A 20,984-nucleotide genomic window follows, 5' to 3' on the forward strand; every position below is an offset into this window, starting at 1 on the left:
GGTCAGCTTTTTCAGTATATTATGCGAAACGTTGTTTCATGAGAGACGGTAGGGATGGCGTATTGTTCTATGCGTTCCACATGCGCAAACGGAGGTCCTTGTTTTATTTGATCAACAAACACTTCAACCTTCTCCACTTCCCCTTGAACTTCCATTTCGATCATATGGTCAGCCTCACAATTTTTTATCCAGCCAGTTAACCCTTGTTTTCTTGCTTCATATTGGGCGAAGTAACGAAATCCTACACCTTGTACGCGACCGTGCGCAACAATGGAATAACGAACGACCATCTATTTATCTCCTTCGCTAAAAATTTTCTATAAAAATCATACAACAGCCTACCTTGTATTGCATACGTTGAATACGTAAAAAGATTTACGAGGGAGGAACGGTTGTGAACGAAATAGATCGTTACATTCAAAAAGCAGTTATGTATGATTTGTTGGCGCGTTATTATCAATATAAAGATTGGGATCAGTATGAAAAGTATATGCGAAAACATATGGAGTATGTAGAAAAAGTTGTGAAGTCACGCGAAGAGGATAGAGATGATGACGCCGGACGAGTTCGTTTATTTCATGCATCACCTAATGCTCCTGCGGTTGATGTATATGTCAATGGGCAAAAAATATTACGAAATATGAGATATAAACAACTAAGTCAATATATGAAAGTGCCAAAAGGAGAGCATCGCATCGATGTGTATCCAGCAGGGCATACGGCGTCTCCAGTTCTTAGTCAAACGATTCAAATATTGCCGAAAACGACGTATACGCTTGCGGTGATCGGTGATGTGCATCGTTTACAACTTCTTTCTATGCTCGACCAACCATATGCGCCGTATGGGAAAGCGAAAGTGCGTTTTGCTCACTTTTCCCCAGATGCCCCAGCGGTAGATATTGCGTTGCGCAATGGCGATGTGCTATTTCGCCATGCTGCATTTGGAAAAGTGACCGATTACATTGAGGCGCCAGTCAACGAAAAATTACATGTCGATGTGCGGGTCGCAGGAACAAATCAAGTGGTTTTATCGATTCCCAATGTGCGCTTCCAACCAAATAAGTCTTATACGGTCGTTGCCGTCGGTTACGTATCCCGCACTCCTTCATTAGAAGTGATAGTATTAGAGTCGTAAACAAAAAGAGCTTTGATCGAAATGATCAAGGCTTTTTTCGTTGTTGGCGCTGTTTGTATTGTTCGTCTACATACTTAGCAAACGATTCATCAAATTGTTGTTCGAGTTGTTTTTTAATTTGTTTAGCTAGTGCAGGGTTCGCGCCACCTGTCGTAACGGCAATTTGTAATCTTCCGCGCGAAAAAGATGCAGGAATATGAACGTTGCCGAGAAGATGGTTGCTCGCTACGTTGACAAGTTGGTTTGGTGATGCATATGTAGCGATTTGCTCATTGACATTCGGGTCGTTTGTCGCCGCAATAATCAAAAAAGCATCGCTATAATCGGTTGGCTCAATGGGACGGGGGTGCCACGTAATTCGTTTTTGTTCGGCTAAATGAACAATGGCATCGATCGCTTCTGGGCTAATGACAGTAATATAAGCTCCCTCATGTAAAAGAGGGAGAAGGCGGCGATACGCAATCTGTCCCCCGCCAGCAATAACAACTTTTTTCCCTGTCATGCGTACGAAAAAAGGGAGCATATTTTCATCCCCATTCCTTCACTTGTTGTTCAACGAGGCGATCTAAAACATCGTATGTTCGAATAGGAGGATACAACGTAAACGACACTTCGCTCGCTTGGTTTGCTTGCAACGTCTGATGAATGTAGTCAAGCAACTGACCGAAAAATAAAATGTACGGAACAACGGCCACTCGCTTATGTTCTGTTGTTTGGGCAAGCGAGGTGATAACGTCAGAAAAAGAAGGGACGGCAGCCGCTAAATAGCACGGATATACAGGGACGTTTGTCTCATGTTGTAGTAAATGTGCGATCTGCCTAAAATCCGCTTGTGCCTCAGTATCGCTACTTCCGCGACCAACGAGTACAATGGCATCAGCCTGTTCGATCGTCGCGGAGAGAGCAGAAATAATATCGTGTTGTACACCAAATGGCTTTCCGTATATGATGGTCAAAGAAGGGAACATTTCTTTTGCTTTTTCTAATTCATACGGAATGTCGCGTTTGGCATGATTCGCTGACAATAGTAAAAGCGGAATGGCTAAAATCGTTGTTGCTCCGTCGTGAACACAACGTTCCACTCCTGTGACAATATTCGGTTCACATAATTCTAAAAAGCATACATGTTGAATCGGTATTGAAATTGAAGAGGAGAGGCGTTCAACGAAAGCGATCGCCTCTTTTTGCCCTTCTACTGAACGACTTCCATGACAAATATATAATACAGCTTTCATAACGTTACCTCATTCCATGTACCATTTTTTCTTCTAACATCGTTTCAAACCATTGCAGGTGCTCATGTAGCTGAACAACTTCTCCGACAATAATGATACTCGGATTCGAGATCGGCTGTTTCTTTACAACATCTACAATCGTCTGTAACGTTGCTACAACTGTTTTTTGTTCAGGGAGCGTTCCCCATTGAATAATCGCAACAGGAGTTTGCGGTCGTTTTCCGTATCGCTGTAACTGTTTACAAATCGATGAAAGATGTTTAACACCCATATAAATGACGAGTGTATCTACGCCTTTCGCTAAATGTTCCCATTGTACGGCGTCTGTGGCGTCGATTCGGCGATGACCTGTGACAAATGCAACGCTTCCGCTAAAATCACGATGAGTCACAGGGATTCCAGCATACGCTGGAACAGCAATGCCGGATGTGACACCCGGAACGATTTCAAAAGGGATGTCGTGTTTCATAAGCGCTTGTGCTTCTTCACCACCACGTCCGAATAGAAAAGGATCTCCACCTTTTAATCTTGTTACAATCTTTCCTTTTTTTGCATACTTGACTAAAAAATGATGAATCGTCTCTTGTTTCATTGTATGGTAGTCTGGTAGCTTCCCGCAATAAATTAAATCGGCATCACGTTTCGCAAACGATAAAAGCTGTTCGTTAATAAGGCGGTCATATAAAATGACATCTGCTTGTTGAATACATCTTAATCCTTTTACCGTAATAAGCTCGGGATCTCCAGGGCCAGCGCCGACTAAATATACTTTTCCCATTGTCTCCACCTAAATCCATTGTTTATTTTTTAAGTAAGAAATGATTTGTTGAACGCATTGGTCGATTGAATGTTGATCTGTATCGACGACAACATCTGGCGACAACGGTGGCTCATATGGTGAGTCAATGCCGGTGAAGTCGCGAATTTCCCCATTTCGTGCTTTTTTATACAATCCTTTTGGATCGCGTTGTTCGCACGTTTCAAGTGGACAGCGGACATAAACTTCAACAAATTCATCTTGTTCGAGTTTACTACGAACGAGTTGGCGATCTTGGCGGAAAGGAGAAATAAAGGCCGTGAGCACGATTTGACCGCTATCTACAAACAATTTCGCGACTTCGCCAATGCGACGAATATTTTCGGTGCGATCCTTCGCAGAGAAACCTAAGTCGCTATTTAAACCGTGACGCACGTTATCCCCATCAAGTACGTAACAGTGAATATTTTGTTCAAACAACGTTTTCGCGACTTCATTTGCTAATGTAGATTTCCCGGATCCTGATAGTCCCGTAAACCAAAGGACAAAACTATGATGGTTATTTTTCTTTCGGCGATCTTCTTTTGTTATACTTTCTTTATGCCAAATAATGTTCATCATCGCCCACCTCCGACCGTTTGTAAACCATCCATGAGCACACGCACCACTTCAGGTCGGCTAAATGTACTTGGCGGCATCTCACCGGCGCGCAACATCTCTCGTACTTTTGTGCCGGAAAGGACGACATGAGCTGTCGCATCATGCGGGCACGTTTTTGTTGACGCCATCGCTTCGCATTTTGTGCAGTAAAAGCTATGCTCGAAAAAGAGAGGAGTAATGCCGAGTTCTTCGTTTGTAAACTGCAAGAAAATTTTTTGGGCATCGTATGTGCCGTAATAGTTGCCAACTCCCGCGTGATCGCGACCGACAATAAAATGTGTGCAGCCGAAGTTTTTACGTACGAGTGCGTGGAAAATGGCTTCACGTGGCCCAGCATAGCGCATGGCAGCTGTAAATACCCCAAGAAAAACGCGGTCTTTCGGATAATAATGCTCAAGCAATACTTGATAACTTTTTAAACGAATGTCTGCTGGGATGTCGTCCTCTTTTGTTTCGCCAACGAGCGGATTTAAATAAAGACCATCGACAATTTCAAGTGCACATTTTTGAATGTATTCATGAGCACGGTGAACGGGATTACGTGTTTGAAATCCAACGATTGTTTTCCAGCCAAGCTCTGCAAATCGTTGTTTTGTTTCTTTAGGGGTGAAAAAGAATGGCGAAAAAACTCCTTTGTCTGTTTCACGTACGAGCGCCACACGTCCAGCAACATATACATTTGGTTTTTCAAATAACTTTTTGACGCCAGGGTGTGTCAAATCTTCCGTCTGGTACACAAGAAGCGCTTCTTTTCGTTTATCTGGTTGATATATATCTTGCACTTCCATGGTGCCGTATACCGTTTGGTTAAAAACGAGCTCGACTTCATCCCCAAGTGATAGTTGTTTCGCTTGTTGTTCGGTTACCGCAAGTGTAATAGGGATGCTCCAGATGGCTCCGCTTGTTAGCCGCATCGTTTCAACAACTGACTCATAATCGTCTTTTCCTAAAAAACCAGTAAGCGGTGCATAGCCACCAATCGCAAGTAATTCAAGGTCACTTAATTCTGCTTTACTTAATACAATTTGTTTCATTTTTTATGCCCCCTAAACTTATTATCCTTATAAAATAACTAGGATTAAATACCGCCACCATGCTCGTGAAATGAACGACGTTCCTCTGTAATCGTCTTTTTTAAACTAATCGTGCCGAGTGTGGCGAAGCAAACGCTAACGATTGCAATTGCTGTGTAAACATCGCTATGAAGCAATAACTTAATTAAACTATATGAAACTGCTAAGGCAAAAATAGGAGAGACTACCCATACTTTCAGCACTTGAATAACAATTTGCTTTTGCCAAATCGAAAAGCCGCTTTTTGTTGTGCCGATGCCGATAATAGCTGATGTCGTGATTTGTGTGAGCGGAACGGGGAGACCAAAAAGAGATGAAACGATAACGAGCGTTGCCCCGATTCCTGAAATAATGCATCCTTCTAGTTGGGAAAAAGTCGTAATTTTTTTTCCGTTCGTCTCTAACACGCGACTTCCAAGTAAAAGAGCCCCAAGTGCGACGAACAATCCACCAAAAATAATACCGTGATGGACAGATAATAAACCGGCTCCAACGAGAGGACCGACGGCGTTGGCAACATTGTTCATTCCTGCCGAAAATGCCTCAAAAAATCCAGCGATAATAAGTAAAAAGCCGACCCATTTGTTTTGTTTCAATGTTTTTCCTTTTAGCCATTTGCTAATGAAAAAAGCTAAAGAAAATGCAGCAAGTGGTGTAATGAGCCAAAATGATACGATCCAAAGAAGCTTGCTGATGTACAAGCTTTGGTACGCAATGCCTGCACCAACGACCGCCCCAACTGTAATTTCGCTCGTTGATAACGGAATGCCGAGCACGTTGGCGGCAAATAGCGAAATGGTTGCCGCTGCTAAAACGATGACGACAAGGTCTGTTTTTAAAATCGATGTTGGAACGATGCCAGAACCGATCGTCTTAACAACTTCCCCACCGCTTAAGCTGCCGAGAAAAATGGCAACGGCACATATAAATAAAGCGACTCGTTTATTTGACAATGTGCCCGAACCGTAAGCAGCTCCCATTGTTGCTGCAGCACCGCTTCCGCCAATGTTCATCGCAAAGAAAAAAGCGATAATAAAAGCAATTGTAACCAACACCTTCCCCTCCTTACGACTCGTGCAAGCCACACTCTGTTTTTCTTAGTCCAGCCCATCGGCCTGAACGTAAATCTTCTTCCATATAGGCAGGGGATGTACATGGTGCACAACCGATGCTTGGATATCCGCGATCATGAAGTGGATTGTAGGAAAGATGGTGGCCATGCACGTAGCGCCAAACGTCTTTCCATGTCCAATGAATAAGTGGGCAAACTTTAATGTTGTGAAACTTTTTATCGAGATTAATAAATTCAACATGTTGTCGCGTTGGCGATTGCTCGCGGCGCAGTCCGGAGATCCACGCTTTTTTCCCTGTCATCGCTTGACGAAGGGGAACAATTTTTCTTATTTCGCAACATTTGTTCGGATCCCTCTTCCAAAGTTCAGCTCCTAATTGTTTTTCTTGTTCCTCAAGCGATAACGTAGGTGTTTGTAAATGAATACGTAAACGTGGGTACGCCTCTTTTACGCGTTCGATTGTTTCATACGTTTCAGAAAAATGTAAGTTTGTATCGAGAAACACAATTCCAGCATCGTCACGCACTTGGGAAATAAGATCGATTAGCACGATCCCTTCAATCCCGAAACTGCACGCATATAAAAGGTCCTCACCGTAATGGTCATAAGCCCATGTGAGCACGTGTAATGCCCCTTTTTCATTATTGTCTATAGGAAAAGTAGGTTTTTGTTCACTATCCCACGTTTCATACGTAATCATGTCTCATCTCTCCTTCGTATTCATCTTCCTTTCTGTTTGATTGTTTTAAATTTTAACACAATTCACTCGAATGTCAATCCTAGTTTTTCTATCGGAATTTATTTTTTAAAAAAACGTCATGGCAAATGAAAAGAAACATGATTATACTGTTTGTATGGGAGATGTTGAAGGGAGTGGAGTATGTTTGCGACTCATTTTATTAGAAGAATACGATGAGCGAACGATGGAATTGGCACGTCCGATTTATGATCGCCATCGTCGTGTGTTATTAGCAACAGGAAGAAAAATTCATCCAAAATATGTCGAACGACTAAAACAAATGGATATTCGTTACGTATTCGTAGAAGACGCGGTATCGGAAGGGATCACGTTGGAAGAGTTACTTGATATGCCATCGTGGATGGATGCGATTGAAGTTGTTCAGCAATCGTTTGATGCTGTACGAAAGGGCGAAGAATTACCGCTTCGTTCGTTGTTTAAACTAGCGGTAAAACTCGTTGATGAAGTGAAAAAAAGAAAAGTATTAGCCGTCATTCCAGCGACATCGCTTGCGATGGACATGCAACCGTACGCTCATGCGGTCAACGTTGCCTTATTGTCATTGCAGTTAGGGAAAAAGATGAATTTCAACGATTTACAATTACGTGACGTAGCGATAGGAGCATTGTTTCACGATGTTGGAAAAGAAATAGAAGGCGAAGAGCATCATACAGTAAAAGGCTTTGAATATTTACGCAAAGAGCGGGAAATGAGTTTATTATGCGCGCATATGGCGTATCAACATCATGAACATGCGGACGGCTCAGGTACGCCACGCGGATTGAAAGAAGCGAATATTCATTTGTACGCTCAAATTTGTGCGATCGCCAACGAATATGAAAATTTAATTTCTTCCGAATTTGTGCCACCGCATGAAGCGCTTGAAATTATTATGGCGCGGAGTGGTATTCGATATAGTCAACAGCTTGTGCGGCTGTTTGTTGATACGATCCCTGCTTATTTGCCAGGAACAACAGTGAAAATGAGCGACGGAAGAAACGCCATCGTGACAAAAATTGTCGAACATATGCAACGCCCGTATATACGATATATGGATACGCACGAAGAAATTGCGCTGGCAGATCATCCGTCGCTACTTATTGTAGGAGAGGCGATTTTATAATTTTTTTCGCAAGTTCCCAAGCTCTTCAGCGATCGCTTGCATTTCGCTTGGACTAAATGATTGCTTTCTCATCACCATATCGTATATATCTTTTAATTCATCGTATAGTTGTTCATCAAAATGGTCCGGTTTAATGGCATCAAAATTTAATACTTTTAGCTTTTCCTTTATTTGCTCGATCATTTGTTCAACTGATAAATGCACATTCGTCATCCTTTCATGGGTGATTTCGTTCATTGTATCATTGTTTTATATGTGAGGTGAAGTGAAATGATTCGCGTATTATTCGTTTGTTTAGGAAATATTTGTCGTTCTCCGATGGCGGAAGCTGTCTTTCGTTATCTTGTAAAACAAGAGGGGCTTGATCATGTCATTTCTGTTGATTCGGCAGGAACAGGTGATTGGCATGTGGGTAAACCGCCACATCGTGGAACTCAGCGTATTTTAACGGAAAAACAAATTGATTTTACAGGGTTAAAAGCACGTCAAATTTCAAAAGAAGATTTCCATACATTTGATTATATTATTGGAATGGATAGCGAAAATATCGCTCATCTTCGTCGCCTTGTCGGCGATCAGTCGGAAGCTATGATTGCCCGTTTTATGGATTTTGTGCCAAACCGTCGCGTAGACGATGTCCCGGATCCGTACTTTACAGGAAATTTTGAAGAAGTGTACGAATTAGTCGAAGAAGGATGTAAACATATATTAGAGCGAATAAAACGGGATCATTCGTTATAAGGAGGTAACCGTGATGGGGAAGGGGAAATGGATTGCATTAGCAGGCATAGCTTTGTTGTTAGCTGATAAAAAAACAAGACAATTCGTTAAAGAAACGTGTCGTGAGTGGATGGATAGCGTAGAAGAAATAAAAGAGACCGTTCATCAAACGAGACAACATGTGGACGAAATGATGAATGATTTGCAGTTTATTGTGAATAAACTAAGTGAAGTAAAAGAAACAACACCGCAAGTGATGGAGTGGATTGGAGAGCTAATTCGCAAACGCTCCACATAAGGAGCGAGGTGGTGAGAAAGATGGTTATTAGCTTTTCTGTTGTTCGCGAACTAATGAAACGGTTTGATGAAGATGAAGTTTTTGACTTATCCGCTGAGTTGGCATATTTCTTTTTGCTTTCTTTATTTCCATTTTTACTGTTTCTATTGACATTTTTATCATATTTGCCGATTCCGCATGAAGATGTGATCTCCTTTTTAAGTCAATATGCCCCAAGCGAAACGGCACATTTAATCGAGACAAACGTGAAACAGCTGATGGAATCGCAAAGTGGAAAATGGTTGTCCTTTAGCGTTCTCGCAACGGTGTGGGCTGCATCAAATGGCATGTCGGCCATTATTCGCGCCTTAAACCGTGCATACGATGTGAAAGAAACGCGTTCTTTTTTCGTTTCGCGTGGCGTTTCGATTTTACTTACATTTGCAATGATTTTTGTCATTATTGTTGCCCTTGTTTTTCCTGTATTCGGTAAAATGATTGGTACATTTCTTTTTTCATCGTTTGGGCTCTCCGACGTGTTTTTGCACGTATGGGAAACACTTCGCTGGTTTGTGAGCTTTGTCATTTTATTTTTTGTTTTTTCTGTGTTATACGTTTTTGCGCCGAGCAAATATGTTCGATTTCGTGATGTGTGGAGTGGATCACTATTTGCGACGGTTGGTTGGATGATTGTTTCGCTTGCTTTTTCGTATTATGTGAATCAATTTGGTAACTATTCTGCTATGTATGGTAGCCTCGGTGGCATTATTGCATTGATGGTTTGGTTTTATTTATCGGGAATGATGATTGTATTAGGTGGAGAGTTAAATGCCATTTTTTGTTGTAAACGAGAAGGGAAAATGCGCATTCGGTAGTCATTTCCTCACATAAAAAAAGTTGTACAAACCACATTAAAAGTGAAGGCGGTTATGAAGGGGGCATATATGTGACGAAAAAAACGAAAAAAGATGGCGGGACAAAGCAAAAAGGAAAAAGCCGTCCGAAACATAAAACAAGCAGTAGCGCAAACGGACAAAACGGATACCATTAAAAAGAAGAGGGATGTGTTGCACATCCCTCTTTATTCTGCGATTTCTTCGTAATGGTAGTATGTTTGGTTGTAAATATGCTCGATTTCTGCATCTGTCATGTAGATGAGTTGTTCTTGATTAAAGCTACGCAATTTTGTAATAAATTCAATCATATTTTTTCTTTCTTCTCTGCTCATTATCATCGCTCTCCCCTCTGTTTTAAAACAGTTTATTTTGTTTAATTGTATTATATAACAGAGGGTTAAAAAACGTCAATGTTTTTTTCGTGTTTTTCCGAAAAATATTTTGAAAATTTTGTGAACGGTCGTTGGGCAAGTAGTAAAAGAAGTAAAAAGCAGCTAATGCTAATGAAAAACGATTGGTCTTGATGTTGTAGTACAACACCGCCGATGGCAGGACCACATATGCTACCAACGCTGTATAACATTCCGCACAAAATGTTGCCGACAGGAAGAAGCGATTTCGGCAATAAGTCTGTCATATACGCCATGCCAAGTGAAAAAAGCGAACCGACAAACATGCCAGCAATCAAAAAGGTTGTTGTCAATTGCACTGGGGAAGTGAACCACTGTGCAATCATAAAACAAATGGCTCCAATGGTTAACGAAACGACAATCATCGTTTTTCGTGAAAAACGGTCGCTCAATGTGCCGAGCGGAAGTTGAAAAGCGATCCCGCCAAGCGCAAACGCTGGGAGCATCATGGCGACTGTCTCAACGTTTAAGCCTTGTCGCAACGCATAAACAGGAAACATGCTATGAAGTGATGCCTCTAAAAAGCCATAGCCAAACGGCAACAACAATGCGGGCCATGCTTGTTTCCAAGCATGAAAAAAGCGAACTGCTCCGATTTTCTCGGCCTCGCTCGTTTGTGGATACGTATGTGGTAGGAAAAATAATAATATCCATCCACATAAGCTAAGCAATGATGAAACGATAAACGGTAACGCTTCGTGCATGTGAACGAGCGGAACGAGAAGTGGTCCGATCATAAAACCAACGCCAAACGATAAACCATACAACGAAATGTTGCGACCGCGTCGATGAATAGGGGAGGCGTATGTAATCCACGTTTGCGAACCGAAGTGAAGAATATGATCACCAATTCCGATTAACAAACGAAGAACAAACCAAAACGATAACGATGATGACATTGGAAACATCGCTAAAGAAACGATGACGATCGCCACACCGATTATCATGAAACGTTTAAAGCCGTAGCGACGAAGCGGACGTTCTAAAAACGGAGAAACGATTAGAACTCCGATATACATCGCTGTCGCATGTATGCCACTAAGTGAGGAATGTACACCGTCCTGCTCAAAAATGACAGAAATAAGCGGTAACAATAGTCCTTGAGAAAGACCTGAAATCATGACAATGCTAATTAAAATAAAAAAATGACGTTGTTGCATAGTTTCCTCCTGTAACGTGTTCGCTACGTTCGATGTTAAAATGTTTGATGAAAAGAAGCAATAAAAAAGAAAGATGAAAGCAAAAATGAATTTGTGTAAAATATGGTTGATATTCCATAAATGAAAAAGGGGACGATTCGATGGAACGCATCTTTTTTTTATTGACGGCGATTGGTGTGCCGCTTTCTGTTGCAGGAAGTTTGCTTCATTGGCCCGCAGCACCGATGTTTGTCGTTTACTGTGTTACCATTATTGCACTTGCTAGTTATATGGGGCGAGCGACAGAAAGCTTGGCGATTGTGGCAGGACCGCGCATTGGCGGTTTGTTAAATGCGACATTTGGCAATGCGGTAGAACTCATCATTTCGATTTTTGCGCTAAAAGCTGGATTAGTTGGTGTCGTGCTTGCATCGTTAACCGGCTCTGTGCTTGGTAACTTACTGCTTGTGGCAGGCTTATCGTTTTTTGTCGGCGGTTTAAAATATAAACGGCAATCATTCAACGTATATGATGCGCGCCATAACGCAGGACTATTAACGTTTGCCATTTTAGTTGCCTTTGTCATTCCAGAAGTGTTTTCGATGACGATGAATGAACAAAAGACGCTGTCGTTAAGCGTAGGCATTTCAGTCATTATGATTGTGCTCTATTTAGCTGCACTATATTTTAAACTCGTGACGCATCGCGGTGTATATCAACATAAAGAAGATGAAGAAGAACGTGAAGAACCGGAATGGTCAAAAGGAAGAGCGATGCTTATTTTAGCGCTTGCTACTGCAGCTGTGGCATATGTATCAGAAAGCTTAGTTCATACGTTTGAAGTTGTGGCCCATTCATTTGGCTGGAGCGAACTGTTTATCGGTGTCATTATTGTCGCTATTGTCGGAAATGCCGCTGAACATGCTTCCGCCATTATTATGGCATACAAAAATAAAATGAACGTCGCTGTTGAAATTGCCATTGGTTCAACGCTTCAAATTGCGATGTTTGTTGCGCCTGTATTAGTGCTTGTATCGCTTGCATTCCCGACGAAAATGGCGCTCGTCTTTACGCTCCCAGAACTTGTTGCAATGGTGACAGCGGTATTGTTGACAATTGTGCTTTCGAACGATGGAGATACGAACTGGTTTGAAGGAGCGACATTGCTTGGAGCGTATATGATTATGGGAATCGGATTTTATTTGTTGTAATCCGTCAGCAGTTGCTGGCGGATTTTTTTTGTGAAGAGGATAAATTATTTACTTTTGAAAAAAATAACGATGAACGACGTAAAAAGAAAGGAGTCTGCGCATGAAAAGATGGTTTGTTTTAAGCATCATGTCCATTTGTTTATGTATACCACCGATTAGTGAAGCGACTGTCAAACTTCCATCATCGGTCATCGATATTTCAAAAGAAAATACGTATCCGAATCCGACGCAAAATTTACCGTATTTGCAACCGAGCGAACTAGCTAAACAACTGCTTCAGTCGGCGAATGTTAAAATTGAAAATCCGGAATTAATTCGTCTTTTAAACGAATCGTCGATTTCAAGCACACCGTTTGCGATCGGTTATGAAGCAACGATTTATTTAGGACAGTGGCCGTTAAATTACGAATCGACAGAAACATCGACGAATTGGGAGTATCAAAAAGTGAATACAAACTTCGTTGATAATCGGAGCGGAAAAACAACGGTGCGGCTAACTTATCGGCAAGAGATGCAAAAACAAGTGCGCGGTGGATTAACCGCAAGCATTCCGAATGAAGAAGATGTGAAAAAAATGATGCTTTTAACAGCGATGAAAAAGACAAACTTGCCGCTTTCTTTTAGCACATGGATTGGCATCGGAACGAAAAAAGAACAGCCATATAACGTTCCGCCGAAAAAATTAGGCTATTTGTATGCCTACGCACCTGCAGTCAATGAAAAAGGAAAAGTGACATACGGAGAAGTATATATCGTCTTAAAAGGGAAGAAAAAAAGCATTGTCGTGAAAAACGTCACATCGCAAGGTATTGGTGCCTGGATTCCGGTGCAAGACCGAATTTCATTTGCTTTTGTCGCAAGCGATGTGCCAAGATAAAACGGAAAAAGCTTGTCGAATGCCCGACAAGCTTTTTTATCGTTCAATTTTTGCTTTTCGTTTTGTAAAGTCGATGTTTGGATAATAGCGGTTTTTGACGAGCACGTTTGGTCCTAAACATTTTACGGACGGACAATGGCAGTTTAGCGATTTCGCTAAATCGGATTTCATCCATTTGTTGTAAGCAGAAAGAAGCGAGTCGGTTTGAATGTTTCCGAGCGTCGGTTCATCGCCGAAATCAGTAACAATAATGTCGCCTGTAAAAATGTTTACATTTAATCGCGAACGGCCATCAGGGTCGTTTCGTACCGTTACATTTTTACTTTCATATAAACGTTTTAGCAACCTTAAATCTTCTTCATTGTCGCTGCACGGATAAAATGGCAATGTACCAAACAACATCCAAACATTTTCATCACGTATATCAAGTAAATGATGAATCGTCTCACGCAACTCATCTAACGTTAACGTTTCTAAACTGCTAGCGAAGTCGCTCGGATACATCGGATGCACTTCGTGACGTTTACAGCCCATTTCGTTCACAATTTGGCGATGAATCGTTTCTAAATGTGGCCGCGTCCGTTTATTTAGCATCGTTTCTGCTGACACAATCACTCCCATATTCGAAATCGCACGTGCATTTTCAATCATGCGCATAAAATAACGCTCACGCTGTGCGACGGTTGGCTTTTTCTCCATCATCGCAAAGCCGCCTTCAACGAAATCATCGATCGTGCCCCAGTTATGCGAAATGTGCAAAACATCTAAGTAAGGAATAATTTTTTCATATCGTTCTAAATCGAGCGTTAAGTTGGAGTTAATTTGTGTGCGCACCCCACGTTCATGCGCATATTTTAACAACGGCACGACGTATTGTTCGACAGACTTAAGTGAAAGCATCGGCTCGCCACCTGTAATGCTTAACGAGCGCAAATACGGAATTTCATCGAGGCGGCGAAGAAGAAGTTCAAGCGGAAGCGCCTCAGGATCTTTTGTGCGTAACGTATAACCGACGGCGCAATGCTCACAACGCATATTGCAAAGCGTCGTTGTCGTAAACTCAATATTCGTCAACTGCATGCTTCCGTACTGTTCAACATCCATATATGCTTCCCATGGATCAAATGTAGGGGTGATCGCTTGACGTAATAAAGTTCCCATAACCAAGCTCCTTTTATTTTAAAATCGGACTAACGATAATTATGCAAAGTGAAGTGAATCGTTGTCAATGATGTTTCGATCGTGTACGATAAAGAAAAAGCGAGGTGACGACGTTGGGTAACGCAGTATCAGATGAAAATCTACAACTATCCTATTTAAAAACGCGCTTAAATATGTTTCTTGAAGTGCTTGAGGCGCTTGATCCGGAAACAGCTGAATTAGAAGACATCGACCGGCTCATTCAAATGATTGACGACTTAGAAATGAAATACGAGCGGTTTAAAAAAGATTGGGAAAAAAGTCGCTAGGCGACTTTTTTTCATATTTGAAAAAGATGTATAATACAAGTGGAGAATTCAAAAAATTGTTACATATTGAGCAAAGGGGAAGGGGCATGGTGATGGAAAAGTTTCAAGAGAGTATGTACAAGCTGATCGTTGAAACGTCAACGAAGTTGCCAAAAGATGTACGACGTGCCATTGCGAAAGCAAAGTTACGTGAAAACGCAGGAACGAGAGCAGCAATGTCGCTCGCGACGATCGTGCAAAACATTCAAATGGCAGATGAAAATGTATCGCCAATTTGCCAAGATACAGGTTTGCCGACATTTAAAATTAAAGTGCCTGTAGGTGTCAACCAAATGGAGATGAAAGAGGCGATTCGTCGAGCGATCGCTCAAGCAACGAAAGACGGCAAATTGCGTCCAAATTCGGTTGATTCGTTAACAGGGGAAAATAGCGGTGATAATTTAGGAATTGGACTGCCTGTCATCAAATTTGAGCAATGGGAGAAAGACTATATTGATGTTTGTTTAATTTTAAAAGGTGGCGGCTGTGAAAATAAAAACATTCAATATAGTTTGCCTTGTGAATTAGAAGGGCTTGGTCGCGCAGGACGTGATTTAGATGGCATTCGCAAATGTATTTTACATGCGGTATATCAAGCGCAAGGACAAGGCTGTAGCGCGGGATTTATTGGCGTTGGCATCGGCGGTGATCGTTCTGCTGGATACGACTTAGCGAAGGAGCAGCTATTCCGCCCTGTTGACGATGTGAACCCGAACGAAGATTTGCGCAAATTAGAAGAATACATTATGGAAGCAGCGAATAAACTCGGCATCGGCACGATGGGATTTGGCGGAGAAACGACGCTACTCGGCTGTAAAATTGGCGTCATGCACCGCATTCCGGCAAGCTTTTTCGTTTCTGTCGCATACAACTGTTGGGCGTTCCGTCGCTTAGGTGTAACCATTGATCCGCATACAGGTGACATTCAAGAATGGTTATATCAAGAGGGAGACGACGTCGACTTCCAACAAGAAAAAACAGAGGTTGTAGGAGAAGCGCGCGAAGTTGTACTTGAGGCGCCAATTACAGAAGAACAAATTCGTTCGCTAAAAGTAGGCGATGTCGTTCGCATTAACGGCATGATTTATACAGGCCGCGATGCGATTCATAAACATTTAATGGATCATGACGCTCCTGTTAATTTAAACGGTCAAATCATTTATCACTGTGGACCGGTGATGTTAAAAGATGAAAACGGAAAATGGCACGTGAAAGCAGCTGGTCCGACGACGAGCATTCGCGAAGAGCCTTACCAAGGGGAAATTATGAAAAAGTTCGGCATTCGCGCTGTCATCGGAAAAGGCGGCATGGGTGCAAAAACATTGGCAGCGTTAAAAGAACATGGCGGCGTGTACTTAAACGCTATCGGCGGTGCAGCTCAATATTATGCGGATTGCATTCAATCCGTTGAAGGTGTCGACTTTTTAGAATTTGGTATTCCAGAAGCGATGTGGCATTTACGTGTAAAAGACTTTACAGCCGTCGTCACGATGGATTCACACGGCAACAGCTTGCACGAAGATGTCGAAAAATCATCGCTTGAAAAATTAGCCCAATTTAAAGAGCGTGTATTTTAACGAAAAATCCGTCTAGCGAGTAGCTAGGCGGATTTTTTATGTCCCATTTTGCACAACCTATCATGGAAAGGAATTGGGAGGTGTAAGAAGTGAAAAAAATGGTTATTTTCTTTTTCTTCCTTTTATGTTTGCCGCTTAGTCAAGTAGAGGCGATGTCATGGGGATTTAAGCGAAGCGAAAATCACATTCCTCCTGCTGCGGGAAAACAGTTAGATGAACTACTTGCCAAATACGATGCATTTTATTTAGGCGATCCGACGAAAAAATATATTTATTTAACGTTCGATAACGGATATGAAAATGGCTATACTGCCCAAATTTTAGACGTGCTGAAACAAAAAAAAGTTCCTGCAACGTTTTTCGTGACCGGTCATTATTTACAATCTGCCCCTGATTTAGTCAAACGCATGGTCAATGAAGGGCATATTGTCGGCAACCACTCGTGGCACCACCCCGATTTAACGACCGTCAGCGATGAAAAGTTGCGTGAGGAGCTTGAAATGGTCAGAAAAAAAACAGAGCTGTTGACGGGGCAAAAGCATATGCGCTATATGCGTCCACCGCGCGGCGTTTTTGACGAACGGACGCTTGCGGTTGCGCGCGAACTCGGCTATTATCATGTTTTTTGGTCATTAGCGTTCGTCGATTGGCACGTTCACGATCAAAAAGGATGGTCATATGCTTACAATAACGTCATGAAACAAATTCATCCGGGCGCCATTATACTGCTGCATACGGTGTCAAAAGATAATGCCGATGCGCTTGCCAAAATTATTGACGATTTGCGAAAAGAAGGATATGTTTTTAAAAGCTTAGATGATTTCATGCTGCAAAAAATGAACGTTCCTACTTGGCTTTTTTCCCTTTGACGATGTGCAAAGGGATTTGTTTCGTTATAATATAAGGAAAAAGGAAGGAATAGACATGTGGCAACAACGAATTGAAGTAGAAGCTCCATACGATTTTTCACGTGTATTAGAGCGGTTAGCGCAAGACCCGTTAGCTGCAGTAGACATAGAAAAGCAACAGCTAGTGATCCCGCTTTATATAAATGAAACTCCGGTTGCTGTTTTCGTTCGCAGTATCGGGACAAAACAAGCACCGGCTTTTCTTGTTGAAGCGCAGTACGAACAATTAAAAGAAGCGATATTGTCCCGTCTGTTTCACATATTACATTGGGATCGCTCCCTTTTGCCGATTCACGAACATTTTTTACAAACGGAATTGCGGGAAATTTTCCGTGAACATGAAGGGACGCCGCTTGTGTTAGAGGCGGATTTATATTTTTGCTTAATCAAATGCATTATTCACCAGCAGCTACATATGAAAGTGGCGTACAAAATGACGGAGCGGTTTGTGAAAACGTTCGGGCGAGAAATGGACGGTATATGGTTTTATCCGCGCCCAGAACAAATTGCTCGTTTATCGTACGATGAGCTGAAAGCGTTACAGTTTAGCCAAAAAAAGTCGGAATATATCATCGATATTTCGCGGCTTGTTGCAGAAGGAAAATTAGCACTAGACAAGCTAGCGGAGGCAACGGATAAAGAAGTGATGGACACCTTGCTTCCGTTGCACGGTATCGGACCGTGGACGGTGCAAAACTTCCTGTTGTTTGGGCTCGGTCGTCCGAACCTATTTCCAAAAGCTGATATTGGCTTACAGCGAGCAGTGCAAAAACTGCTTTCATTAGAAACGAAACCTTCTATGGCGCAAATGGAGGCGTTAAGCAAGTGCTGGGAGCCGTATTTAAGCTACGCGTCGCTATATTTATGGAGAAGTATTGAATAGGAGAGATGGCAATGTTACAACAAGGACAGCAATTTCCATTAACGATTAAACGATTAGGCATTAACGGAGAAGGTGTCGGCTATTTTAAAAAACAAGTCGTGTTCGTTCCGGGGGCGCTTCCGGGAGAAGAAGTCGTCGTTCAAGCGACGAATGTGTATCCGACGTATGCCGAAGGAAAAATGGTACGCATTCGAAAACGCTCACCGCACCGCGTTAAACCGCTTTGCCCTGTATATGACCGATGCGGTGGCTGCCAACTGCAACATTTGGACTACAATGCGCAGCTCGAAGCAAAGCGCGATATCGTCATTCAAGCGCTTGAGCGCCATAGTCGGTTCCATGTGGAAGAACTTGATATTCGTCCGACGATTGGCATGGACGATCCGTGGCACTATCGTAATAAAAGTCAATTTCAAACCGGAGTGAAAAAAGGGCGCGTCATCGCCGGACTTTACAGCATGAACTCGCACGAACTCATTGACATCGACCGCTGTTTCATTCAACATGACGCTACAAACCGTGTCACAACGGTCGTGAAAACAATTTTGCAACATTTGCGCATTCCGATTTATCACGAGCGGAAAAAAACAGGTGTCGTGCGCACGATTGTAGCGCGTGTCGGGTTTTTTACAGGCGATGTGCAGCTTGTCATTGTGACTGCGACAAAAGAACTGCCGCGCAAAGATTTATTTGTAGCAGAAGTGAAACGTCGATTGCCAGAAGTGAAATCGATCGCTCAAAACATAAACGGACAAAAAACGTCGCTTATTTTTGGTGATGAAACTATTGTGCTTGCCGGTGAACCGTACATTCAAGAAGTGCTTGGCGACTTATCTTTTGAACTATCCGCCCGCGCTTTTTTCCAACTCAATCCGATTCAAACGGTAAAGCTATATGATGAAGTAAAAAAAGCGGCCGCACTCACGAAAAACGAACGGGTCGTCGATGCGTATTGCGGCGTCGGCACCATCGGTCTATGGCTTGCTCGTGAGGCGAAAGAAGTGCGCGGCATGGATACGATTCCAGAAGCGATTGACGATGCGCGCCAAAACGCCGAACGTCACGGCTTTACAAACGTCACCTATGCGGTCGGAAAAGCGGAAGTATTGTTGCCAAAATGGGTGAAAGAAGGCTGGAAACCAGACGTCATCGTCGTCGACCCACCGCGAACAGGCTGCGACAATGCTTTATTAAAAACGATGTTACAAGTCAAACCGAAAACGGTCGTGTACGTTTCCTGTAACCCATCCAGCCTCGCTCGCGATATCGACACACTCGCAAAACAATATTGCGTCGAATACATTCAACCGTTTGACCTTTTCCCACATACGGCACATGTGGAAAGTGTGGCGAAGTTGGTGAGGAGGGGAAAGTAATGGATGAATTATTGCATTGCATTGAAAAATATTTCAACGGTGAATTATCGGCGGAACAATTTTCTTATGAATTTCCCTCGATATATCTATTCTATATGCATGAGGGGAACATTGATGAGCAGTATGTCGATGCACTTGATGATATTTCTGAAGCTTGCGGTTGGTACGAACCGAATCCTTTACATAGGCAAGATGATGATGGCTACATTGGGGAGGAAGAACTAAGGGAGATTATTTTGGAGAAGTATCAATGGTTAAAAAGCACATAACCGAACATGGTTACGTGCTTTTTATGTTTTTATCGTTAAAAATGGGGCATGATTGATCGCTTTCGGCATTTATACGTAATTTCATCGGTGGTGACATAAAACATATCATCAAAGTCATCTGCGCGTTGGCAAAAATATTTTGGTTCCGTCGAAAATATTTCTAAAACAGTAGCTTCTGTTCCGTCTCTTAGCCGTACAACATCCAATTCTTCCACAATCATTTGTTTCTCTCTCGTTTTTCGTTAAGGATGGTGATTGATTTTATTTCGTTTTCCGATACGCCAAAAACATAGCCTTTTCCTTTTGTTTCTTCGTTTGTAATTGTTAAGCTGTCTATCCCATCCTCATTATCCTCTCCGTCGCAGTAATCTAGGACGTATCCTTCCAACACATCTCCATCTTTAAATACAATTCGTACGTCTTTCCCAACATATTCCCATAATCTCATAGTGACTCTCCTTTTCTTTATTTTTTTCGAACGTTCAATTTAAAACAGCTTTAACTGCTCTGAATTGTGTATAAGCTCATGAAGTTTATCGACAACAGGGGCATTGTCGGTATTTATCATCATTTGAATGTCGTCCACATCTTTAATTGTATAAAATTGTTTAGCAGGGATAAAGTATACTAATACTTTTTTGTTTAGCTTGGCAAGATTGATAATGTTATTCAATGTTCCTTTACTTTGCCCATTCCAAATCATAAAACCGTAGTCTGCGTTTTTTGCCATCTCTATATCTTTGGCTGCGTAATAATCAAATCCTTTTTTGTGTGGCTCAACATCCACCTTTTCTACTTCCCATTGCCCAATATTATTTCTTGCTTTTCCATTTGTTGCATAAACTTTAACATTTCGATAATTCAACGAATGTAAAAACTTTTGTACTTGCTTATCGACTCCATTTGCATCCCCGACTAAAACAGTGAAATTGTTGTTTATAATATTAGACAGTCTTTCTTTTACTTGTTTATTCAAAATGGAAACTGCCCTTGGACCAGCGACAAATACTTTCATTTTAATTCACTTCCCGCCTTCTCGCATTGCATATTTCTTCGACAATAGCTATCAAATTCCTTGTATATTATTGTGAAAATATGAAAAGGAGAATCAAAAGCCCGCCTAGCGCTGTGGAAAGAC

At 42.0% G+C, this 20,984-nt stretch carries 28 protein-coding genes; 13 read left to right on the forward strand and 15 right to left on the reverse strand.

From position 1 onward, the window contains the following. Positions 1-11: 11 nt before the first annotated feature. Positions 12-290, reverse strand: a complete 279-nt coding sequence (locus tag HNQ82_RS09150) for an acylphosphatase (RefSeq protein ID WP_183249032.1) — start codon at positions 288-290, stop codon at positions 12-14. Between the two features lie 104 nt (positions 291-394). Between HNQ82_RS09150 and HNQ82_RS09155 the strand changes: the two genes are divergently transcribed. Further along, on the forward strand, positions 395-1,135 hold the full coding sequence (locus HNQ82_RS09155) for a DUF4397 domain-containing protein (protein ID WP_183249034.1): 741 nt from the start codon (positions 395-397) through the stop codon (positions 1,133-1,135). A gap of 25 nt (positions 1,136-1,160) precedes the next feature. Here HNQ82_RS09155 and HNQ82_RS09160 read toward each other — a convergent pair whose 3' ends face one another. The 7 genes from HNQ82_RS09160 to HNQ82_RS09190 are packed head-to-tail and all read right to left on the reverse strand — an operon-like array spanning position 1,161 to position 6,633. Then, positions 1,161-1,658, reverse strand: coding sequence for an NAD(P)-dependent oxidoreductase (locus HNQ82_RS09160; protein WP_032101011.1), 498 nt, complete (start codon positions 1,656-1,658; stop codon positions 1,161-1,163). A gap of 4 nt (positions 1,659-1,662) precedes the next feature. Next, positions 1,663-2,370, reverse strand: coding sequence for a sirohydrochlorin chelatase (locus HNQ82_RS09165; RefSeq protein ID WP_183249036.1), 708 nt, complete (start codon positions 2,368-2,370; stop codon positions 1,663-1,665). Positions 2,371-2,374: 4 nt separating this feature from the next. Then, the gene (gene cobA / locus HNQ82_RS09170) at positions 2,375-3,148 is read right to left on the reverse strand and encodes a uroporphyrinogen-III C-methyltransferase (protein ID WP_183249038.1); all 774 of its coding nucleotides are present in this window, start codon (positions 3,146-3,148) and stop codon (positions 2,375-2,377) included. A 9-nt stretch (positions 3,149-3,157) separates the two neighbouring features. Continuing rightward, positions 3,158-3,745 (reverse strand): adenylyl-sulfate kinase, encoded by a 588-nt coding sequence (gene cysC / locus HNQ82_RS09175; RefSeq protein ID WP_183249143.1) that lies wholly within the window; start codon positions 3,743-3,745, stop codon positions 3,158-3,160. Continuing rightward, positions 3,745-4,821: a sulfate adenylyltransferase gene (gene sat, locus HNQ82_RS09180; protein ID WP_183249040.1), complete on the reverse strand. Its 1,077-nt coding sequence runs from the start codon at positions 4,819-4,821 to the stop codon at positions 3,745-3,747. Before sat ends, cysC begins: the two co-directional genes overlap by 1 nt. A gap of 44 nt (positions 4,822-4,865) precedes the next feature. Further along, entirely contained in the window at positions 4,866-5,912 is a 1,047-nt protein-coding gene (gene cysP, locus HNQ82_RS09185) for a sulfate permease (RefSeq protein WP_183249042.1), read from the reverse strand. 13 nt (positions 5,913-5,925) lie between these two features. Next, positions 5,926-6,633 carry a phosphoadenylyl-sulfate reductase gene (locus HNQ82_RS09190; RefSeq protein WP_183249044.1) on the reverse strand — a complete coding sequence of 236 codons (708 nt, stop codon included), beginning with the start codon at positions 6,631-6,633 and terminating at the stop codon, positions 5,926-5,928. A 184-nt stretch (positions 6,634-6,817) separates the two neighbouring features. On the opposite strand from HNQ82_RS09190, the gene HNQ82_RS09195 reads away from it, so the two are divergent. Then, on the forward strand, positions 6,818-7,795 hold the full coding sequence (locus HNQ82_RS09195) for an HD-GYP domain-containing protein (protein ID WP_183249046.1): 978 nt from the start codon (positions 6,818-6,820) through the stop codon (positions 7,793-7,795). Here HNQ82_RS09195 and HNQ82_RS09200 read toward each other — a convergent pair. After that, a complete protein-coding gene (locus HNQ82_RS09200) occupies positions 7,790-8,008 on the reverse strand; it encodes a DUF1128 domain-containing protein (protein WP_032101018.1) in 219 nt (72 codons plus the stop codon). The genes HNQ82_RS09195 and HNQ82_RS09200 overlap by 6 nt on opposite strands. 57 nt (positions 8,009-8,065) lie before the next feature. Between HNQ82_RS09200 and HNQ82_RS09205 the strand changes: the two genes are divergently transcribed. The 3 genes from HNQ82_RS09205 to HNQ82_RS09215 are packed head-to-tail and all read left to right on the forward strand — an operon-like array spanning position 8,066 to position 9,667. Further along, positions 8,066-8,536, forward strand: a complete 471-nt coding sequence (locus tag HNQ82_RS09205; protein ID WP_183249048.1) for a low molecular weight protein-tyrosine-phosphatase — start codon at positions 8,066-8,068, stop codon at positions 8,534-8,536. Positions 8,537-8,549: 13 nt separating this feature from the next. Further along, complete coding sequence (locus tag HNQ82_RS09210) at positions 8,550-8,813, forward strand: hypothetical protein (RefSeq protein ID WP_032101020.1); 264 nt, start codon at positions 8,550-8,552, stop codon at positions 8,811-8,813. Between the two features lie 20 nt (positions 8,814-8,833). After that, complete coding sequence (locus tag HNQ82_RS09215; RefSeq protein ID WP_183249145.1) at positions 8,834-9,667, forward strand: YihY/virulence factor BrkB family protein; 834 nt, start codon at positions 8,834-8,836, stop codon at positions 9,665-9,667. A gap of 206 nt (positions 9,668-9,873) precedes the next feature. Here the strand turns inward: HNQ82_RS09215 and HNQ82_RS09220 are convergent, their stop codons facing one another. Further along, positions 9,874-10,020 (reverse strand): BH0509 family protein, encoded by a 147-nt coding sequence (locus HNQ82_RS09220; RefSeq protein WP_032101078.1) that lies wholly within the window; start codon positions 10,018-10,020, stop codon positions 9,874-9,876. A 65-nt stretch (positions 10,021-10,085) separates the two neighbouring features. Next, the gene (locus HNQ82_RS09225; RefSeq protein ID WP_343053472.1) at positions 10,086-11,258 is read right to left on the reverse strand and encodes an MFS transporter; all 1,173 of its coding nucleotides are present in this window, start codon (positions 11,256-11,258) and stop codon (positions 10,086-10,088) included. 140 nt (positions 11,259-11,398) lie between these two features. Between HNQ82_RS09225 and cax the strand changes: the two genes are divergently transcribed. Beyond that, entirely contained in the window at positions 11,399-12,448 is a 1,050-nt protein-coding gene (cax, locus tag HNQ82_RS09230; protein ID WP_183249050.1) for a calcium/proton exchanger, read from the forward strand. Positions 12,449-12,548: 100 nt separating this feature from the next. Next, positions 12,549-13,325, forward strand: coding sequence for a YfkD famly protein (locus HNQ82_RS09235; protein ID WP_183249052.1), 777 nt, complete (start codon positions 12,549-12,551; stop codon positions 13,323-13,325). A gap of 36 nt (positions 13,326-13,361) precedes the next feature. Here HNQ82_RS09235 and yfkAB read toward each other — a convergent pair whose 3' ends face one another. After that, entirely contained in the window at positions 13,362-14,486 is a 1,125-nt protein-coding gene (yfkAB, locus tag HNQ82_RS09240) for a radical SAM/CxCxxxxC motif protein YfkAB (protein WP_183249053.1), read from the reverse strand. Between the two features lie 113 nt (positions 14,487-14,599). Here yfkAB and HNQ82_RS09245 point away from each other — a divergent pair, with 113 nt between their 5' ends. The 6 genes from HNQ82_RS09245 to HNQ82_RS09270 all read left to right on the forward strand — a co-directional run bounded on the left by HNQ82_RS09245 (position 14,600) and on the right by HNQ82_RS09270 (position 19,846). Continuing rightward, a complete protein-coding gene (locus HNQ82_RS09245) occupies positions 14,600-14,794 on the forward strand; it encodes an SE1561 family protein (protein WP_032101026.1) in 195 nt (64 codons plus the stop codon). Between the two features lie 92 nt (positions 14,795-14,886). Next, complete coding sequence (locus HNQ82_RS09250; RefSeq protein WP_183249055.1) at positions 14,887-16,410, forward strand: fumarate hydratase; 1,524 nt, start codon at positions 14,887-14,889, stop codon at positions 16,408-16,410. A gap of 98 nt (positions 16,411-16,508) precedes the next feature. After that, positions 16,509-17,279 (forward strand): delta-lactam-biosynthetic de-N-acetylase, encoded by a 771-nt coding sequence (gene pdaA / locus HNQ82_RS09255; protein ID WP_183249147.1) that lies wholly within the window; start codon positions 16,509-16,511, stop codon positions 17,277-17,279. Between the two features lie 55 nt (positions 17,280-17,334). Next, positions 17,335-18,201 (forward strand): DNA-3-methyladenine glycosylase family protein, encoded by an 867-nt coding sequence (locus tag HNQ82_RS09260; protein WP_183249057.1) that lies wholly within the window; start codon positions 17,335-17,337, stop codon positions 18,199-18,201. An 11-nt stretch (positions 18,202-18,212) separates the two neighbouring features. Next, complete coding sequence (rlmD, locus tag HNQ82_RS09265; protein ID WP_183249059.1) at positions 18,213-19,577, forward strand: 23S rRNA (uracil(1939)-C(5))-methyltransferase RlmD; 1,365 nt, start codon at positions 18,213-18,215, stop codon at positions 19,575-19,577. Continuing rightward, positions 19,577-19,846, forward strand: coding sequence for a hypothetical protein (locus HNQ82_RS09270; protein ID WP_183249061.1), 270 nt, complete (start codon positions 19,577-19,579; stop codon positions 19,844-19,846). Before rlmD ends, HNQ82_RS09270 begins: the two co-directional genes overlap by 1 nt. Before the next feature lie 35 nt (positions 19,847-19,881). On the opposite strand, the gene HNQ82_RS09275 is transcribed toward HNQ82_RS09270, so the two are convergent. Genes HNQ82_RS09275 through HNQ82_RS09285 form a run of 3 tightly spaced genes read right to left on the reverse strand, consistent with a single transcriptional unit; the run spans position 19,882 to position 20,861 of the window. Next, positions 19,882-20,067, reverse strand: a complete 186-nt coding sequence (locus tag HNQ82_RS09275) for a hypothetical protein (protein ID WP_183249063.1) — start codon at positions 20,065-20,067, stop codon at positions 19,882-19,884. After that, positions 20,064-20,294, reverse strand: a complete 231-nt coding sequence (locus HNQ82_RS09280) for a hypothetical protein (RefSeq protein WP_183249065.1) — start codon at positions 20,292-20,294, stop codon at positions 20,064-20,066. The genes HNQ82_RS09275 and HNQ82_RS09280 overlap by 4 nt, the downstream gene beginning before the upstream one ends. Positions 20,295-20,333: 39 nt before the next feature. Further along, the gene (locus HNQ82_RS09285; RefSeq protein ID WP_183249067.1) at positions 20,334-20,861 is read right to left on the reverse strand and encodes a hypothetical protein; all 528 of its coding nucleotides are present in this window, start codon (positions 20,859-20,861) and stop codon (positions 20,334-20,336) included. Positions 20,862-20,984 lie beyond the last annotated feature (123 nt).

The sequence above is a fragment of the Anoxybacillus tengchongensis genome (assembly GCF_014201585.1).
GTDB classification, from domain to species: domain Bacteria; phylum Bacillota; class Bacilli; order Bacillales; family Anoxybacillaceae; genus Anoxybacillus; species Anoxybacillus tengchongensis.

Excerpts from the sequence above, each read along its gene's own strand:
- HNQ82_RS09225 (WP_343053472.1), bottom strand. The coding sequence starts at position 11,258 with ATGCAACAACGTCATTTTTTTATTTTAATTAGCATTGTCATGATTTCA.
- cysC (WP_183249143.1), bottom strand. The coding sequence starts at position 3,745 with ATGAACATTATTTGGCATAAAGAAAGTATAACAAAAGAAGATCGCCGA.
- HNQ82_RS09150 (WP_183249032.1), bottom strand. The coding sequence starts at position 290 with ATGGTCGTTCGTTATTCCATTGTTGCGCACGGTCGCGTACAAGGTGTA.
- HNQ82_RS09165 (WP_183249036.1), bottom strand. The coding sequence starts at position 2,370 with ATGAAAGCTGTATTATATATTTGTCATGGAAGTCGTTCAGTAGAAGGG.
- HNQ82_RS09205 (WP_183249048.1), top strand. The coding sequence starts at position 8,066 with ATGATTCGCGTATTATTCGTTTGTTTAGGAAATATTTGTCGTTCTCCG.
- yfkAB (WP_183249053.1), bottom strand. The coding sequence starts at position 14,486 with ATGGGAACTTTATTACGTCAAGCGATCACCCCTACATTTGATCCATGG.
- cobA (WP_183249038.1), bottom strand. The coding sequence starts at position 3,148 with ATGGGAAAAGTATATTTAGTCGGCGCTGGCCCTGGAGATCCCGAGCTT.
- HNQ82_RS09220 (WP_032101078.1), bottom strand. The coding sequence starts at position 10,020 with ATGAGCAGAGAAGAAAGAAAAAATATGATTGAATTTATTACAAAATTG.
- HNQ82_RS09215 (WP_183249145.1), top strand. The coding sequence starts at position 8,834 with ATGGTTATTAGCTTTTCTGTTGTTCGCGAACTAATGAAACGGTTTGAT.
- rlmD (WP_183249059.1), top strand. The coding sequence starts at position 18,213 with ATGTTACAACAAGGACAGCAATTTCCATTAACGATTAAACGATTAGGC.
- HNQ82_RS09285 (WP_183249067.1), bottom strand. The coding sequence starts at position 20,861 with ATGAAAGTATTTGTCGCTGGTCCAAGGGCAGTTTCCATTTTGAATAAA.
- HNQ82_RS09160 (WP_032101011.1), bottom strand. The coding sequence starts at position 1,658 with ATGCTCCCTTTTTTCGTACGCATGACAGGGAAAAAAGTTGTTATTGCT.
- pdaA (WP_183249147.1), top strand. The coding sequence starts at position 16,509 with ATGGTTATTTTCTTTTTCTTCCTTTTATGTTTGCCGCTTAGTCAAGTA.
- HNQ82_RS09280 (WP_183249065.1), bottom strand. The coding sequence starts at position 20,294 with ATGAGATTATGGGAATATGTTGGGAAAGACGTACGAATTGTATTTAAA.
- HNQ82_RS09250 (WP_183249055.1), top strand. The coding sequence starts at position 14,887 with ATGGAAAAGTTTCAAGAGAGTATGTACAAGCTGATCGTTGAAACGTCA.
- HNQ82_RS09275 (WP_183249063.1), bottom strand. The coding sequence starts at position 20,067 with ATGATTGTGGAAGAATTGGATGTTGTACGGCTAAGAGACGGAACAGAA.
- HNQ82_RS09260 (WP_183249057.1), top strand. The coding sequence starts at position 17,335 with ATGTGGCAACAACGAATTGAAGTAGAAGCTCCATACGATTTTTCACGT.
- HNQ82_RS09200 (WP_032101018.1), bottom strand. The coding sequence starts at position 8,008 with ATGACGAATGTGCATTTATCAGTTGAACAAATGATCGAGCAAATAAAG.
- cax (WP_183249050.1), top strand. The coding sequence starts at position 11,399 with ATGGAACGCATCTTTTTTTTATTGACGGCGATTGGTGTGCCGCTTTCT.
- HNQ82_RS09235 (WP_183249052.1), top strand. The coding sequence starts at position 12,549 with ATGAAAAGATGGTTTGTTTTAAGCATCATGTCCATTTGTTTATGTATA.
- HNQ82_RS09210 (WP_032101020.1), top strand. The coding sequence starts at position 8,550 with ATGGGGAAGGGGAAATGGATTGCATTAGCAGGCATAGCTTTGTTGTTA.
- HNQ82_RS09270 (WP_183249061.1), top strand. The coding sequence starts at position 19,577 with ATGGATGAATTATTGCATTGCATTGAAAAATATTTCAACGGTGAATTA.
- sat (WP_183249040.1), bottom strand. The coding sequence starts at position 4,821 with ATGAAACAAATTGTATTAAGTAAAGCAGAATTAAGTGACCTTGAATTA.
- HNQ82_RS09190 (WP_183249044.1), bottom strand. The coding sequence starts at position 6,633 with ATGATTACGTATGAAACGTGGGATAGTGAACAAAAACCTACTTTTCCT.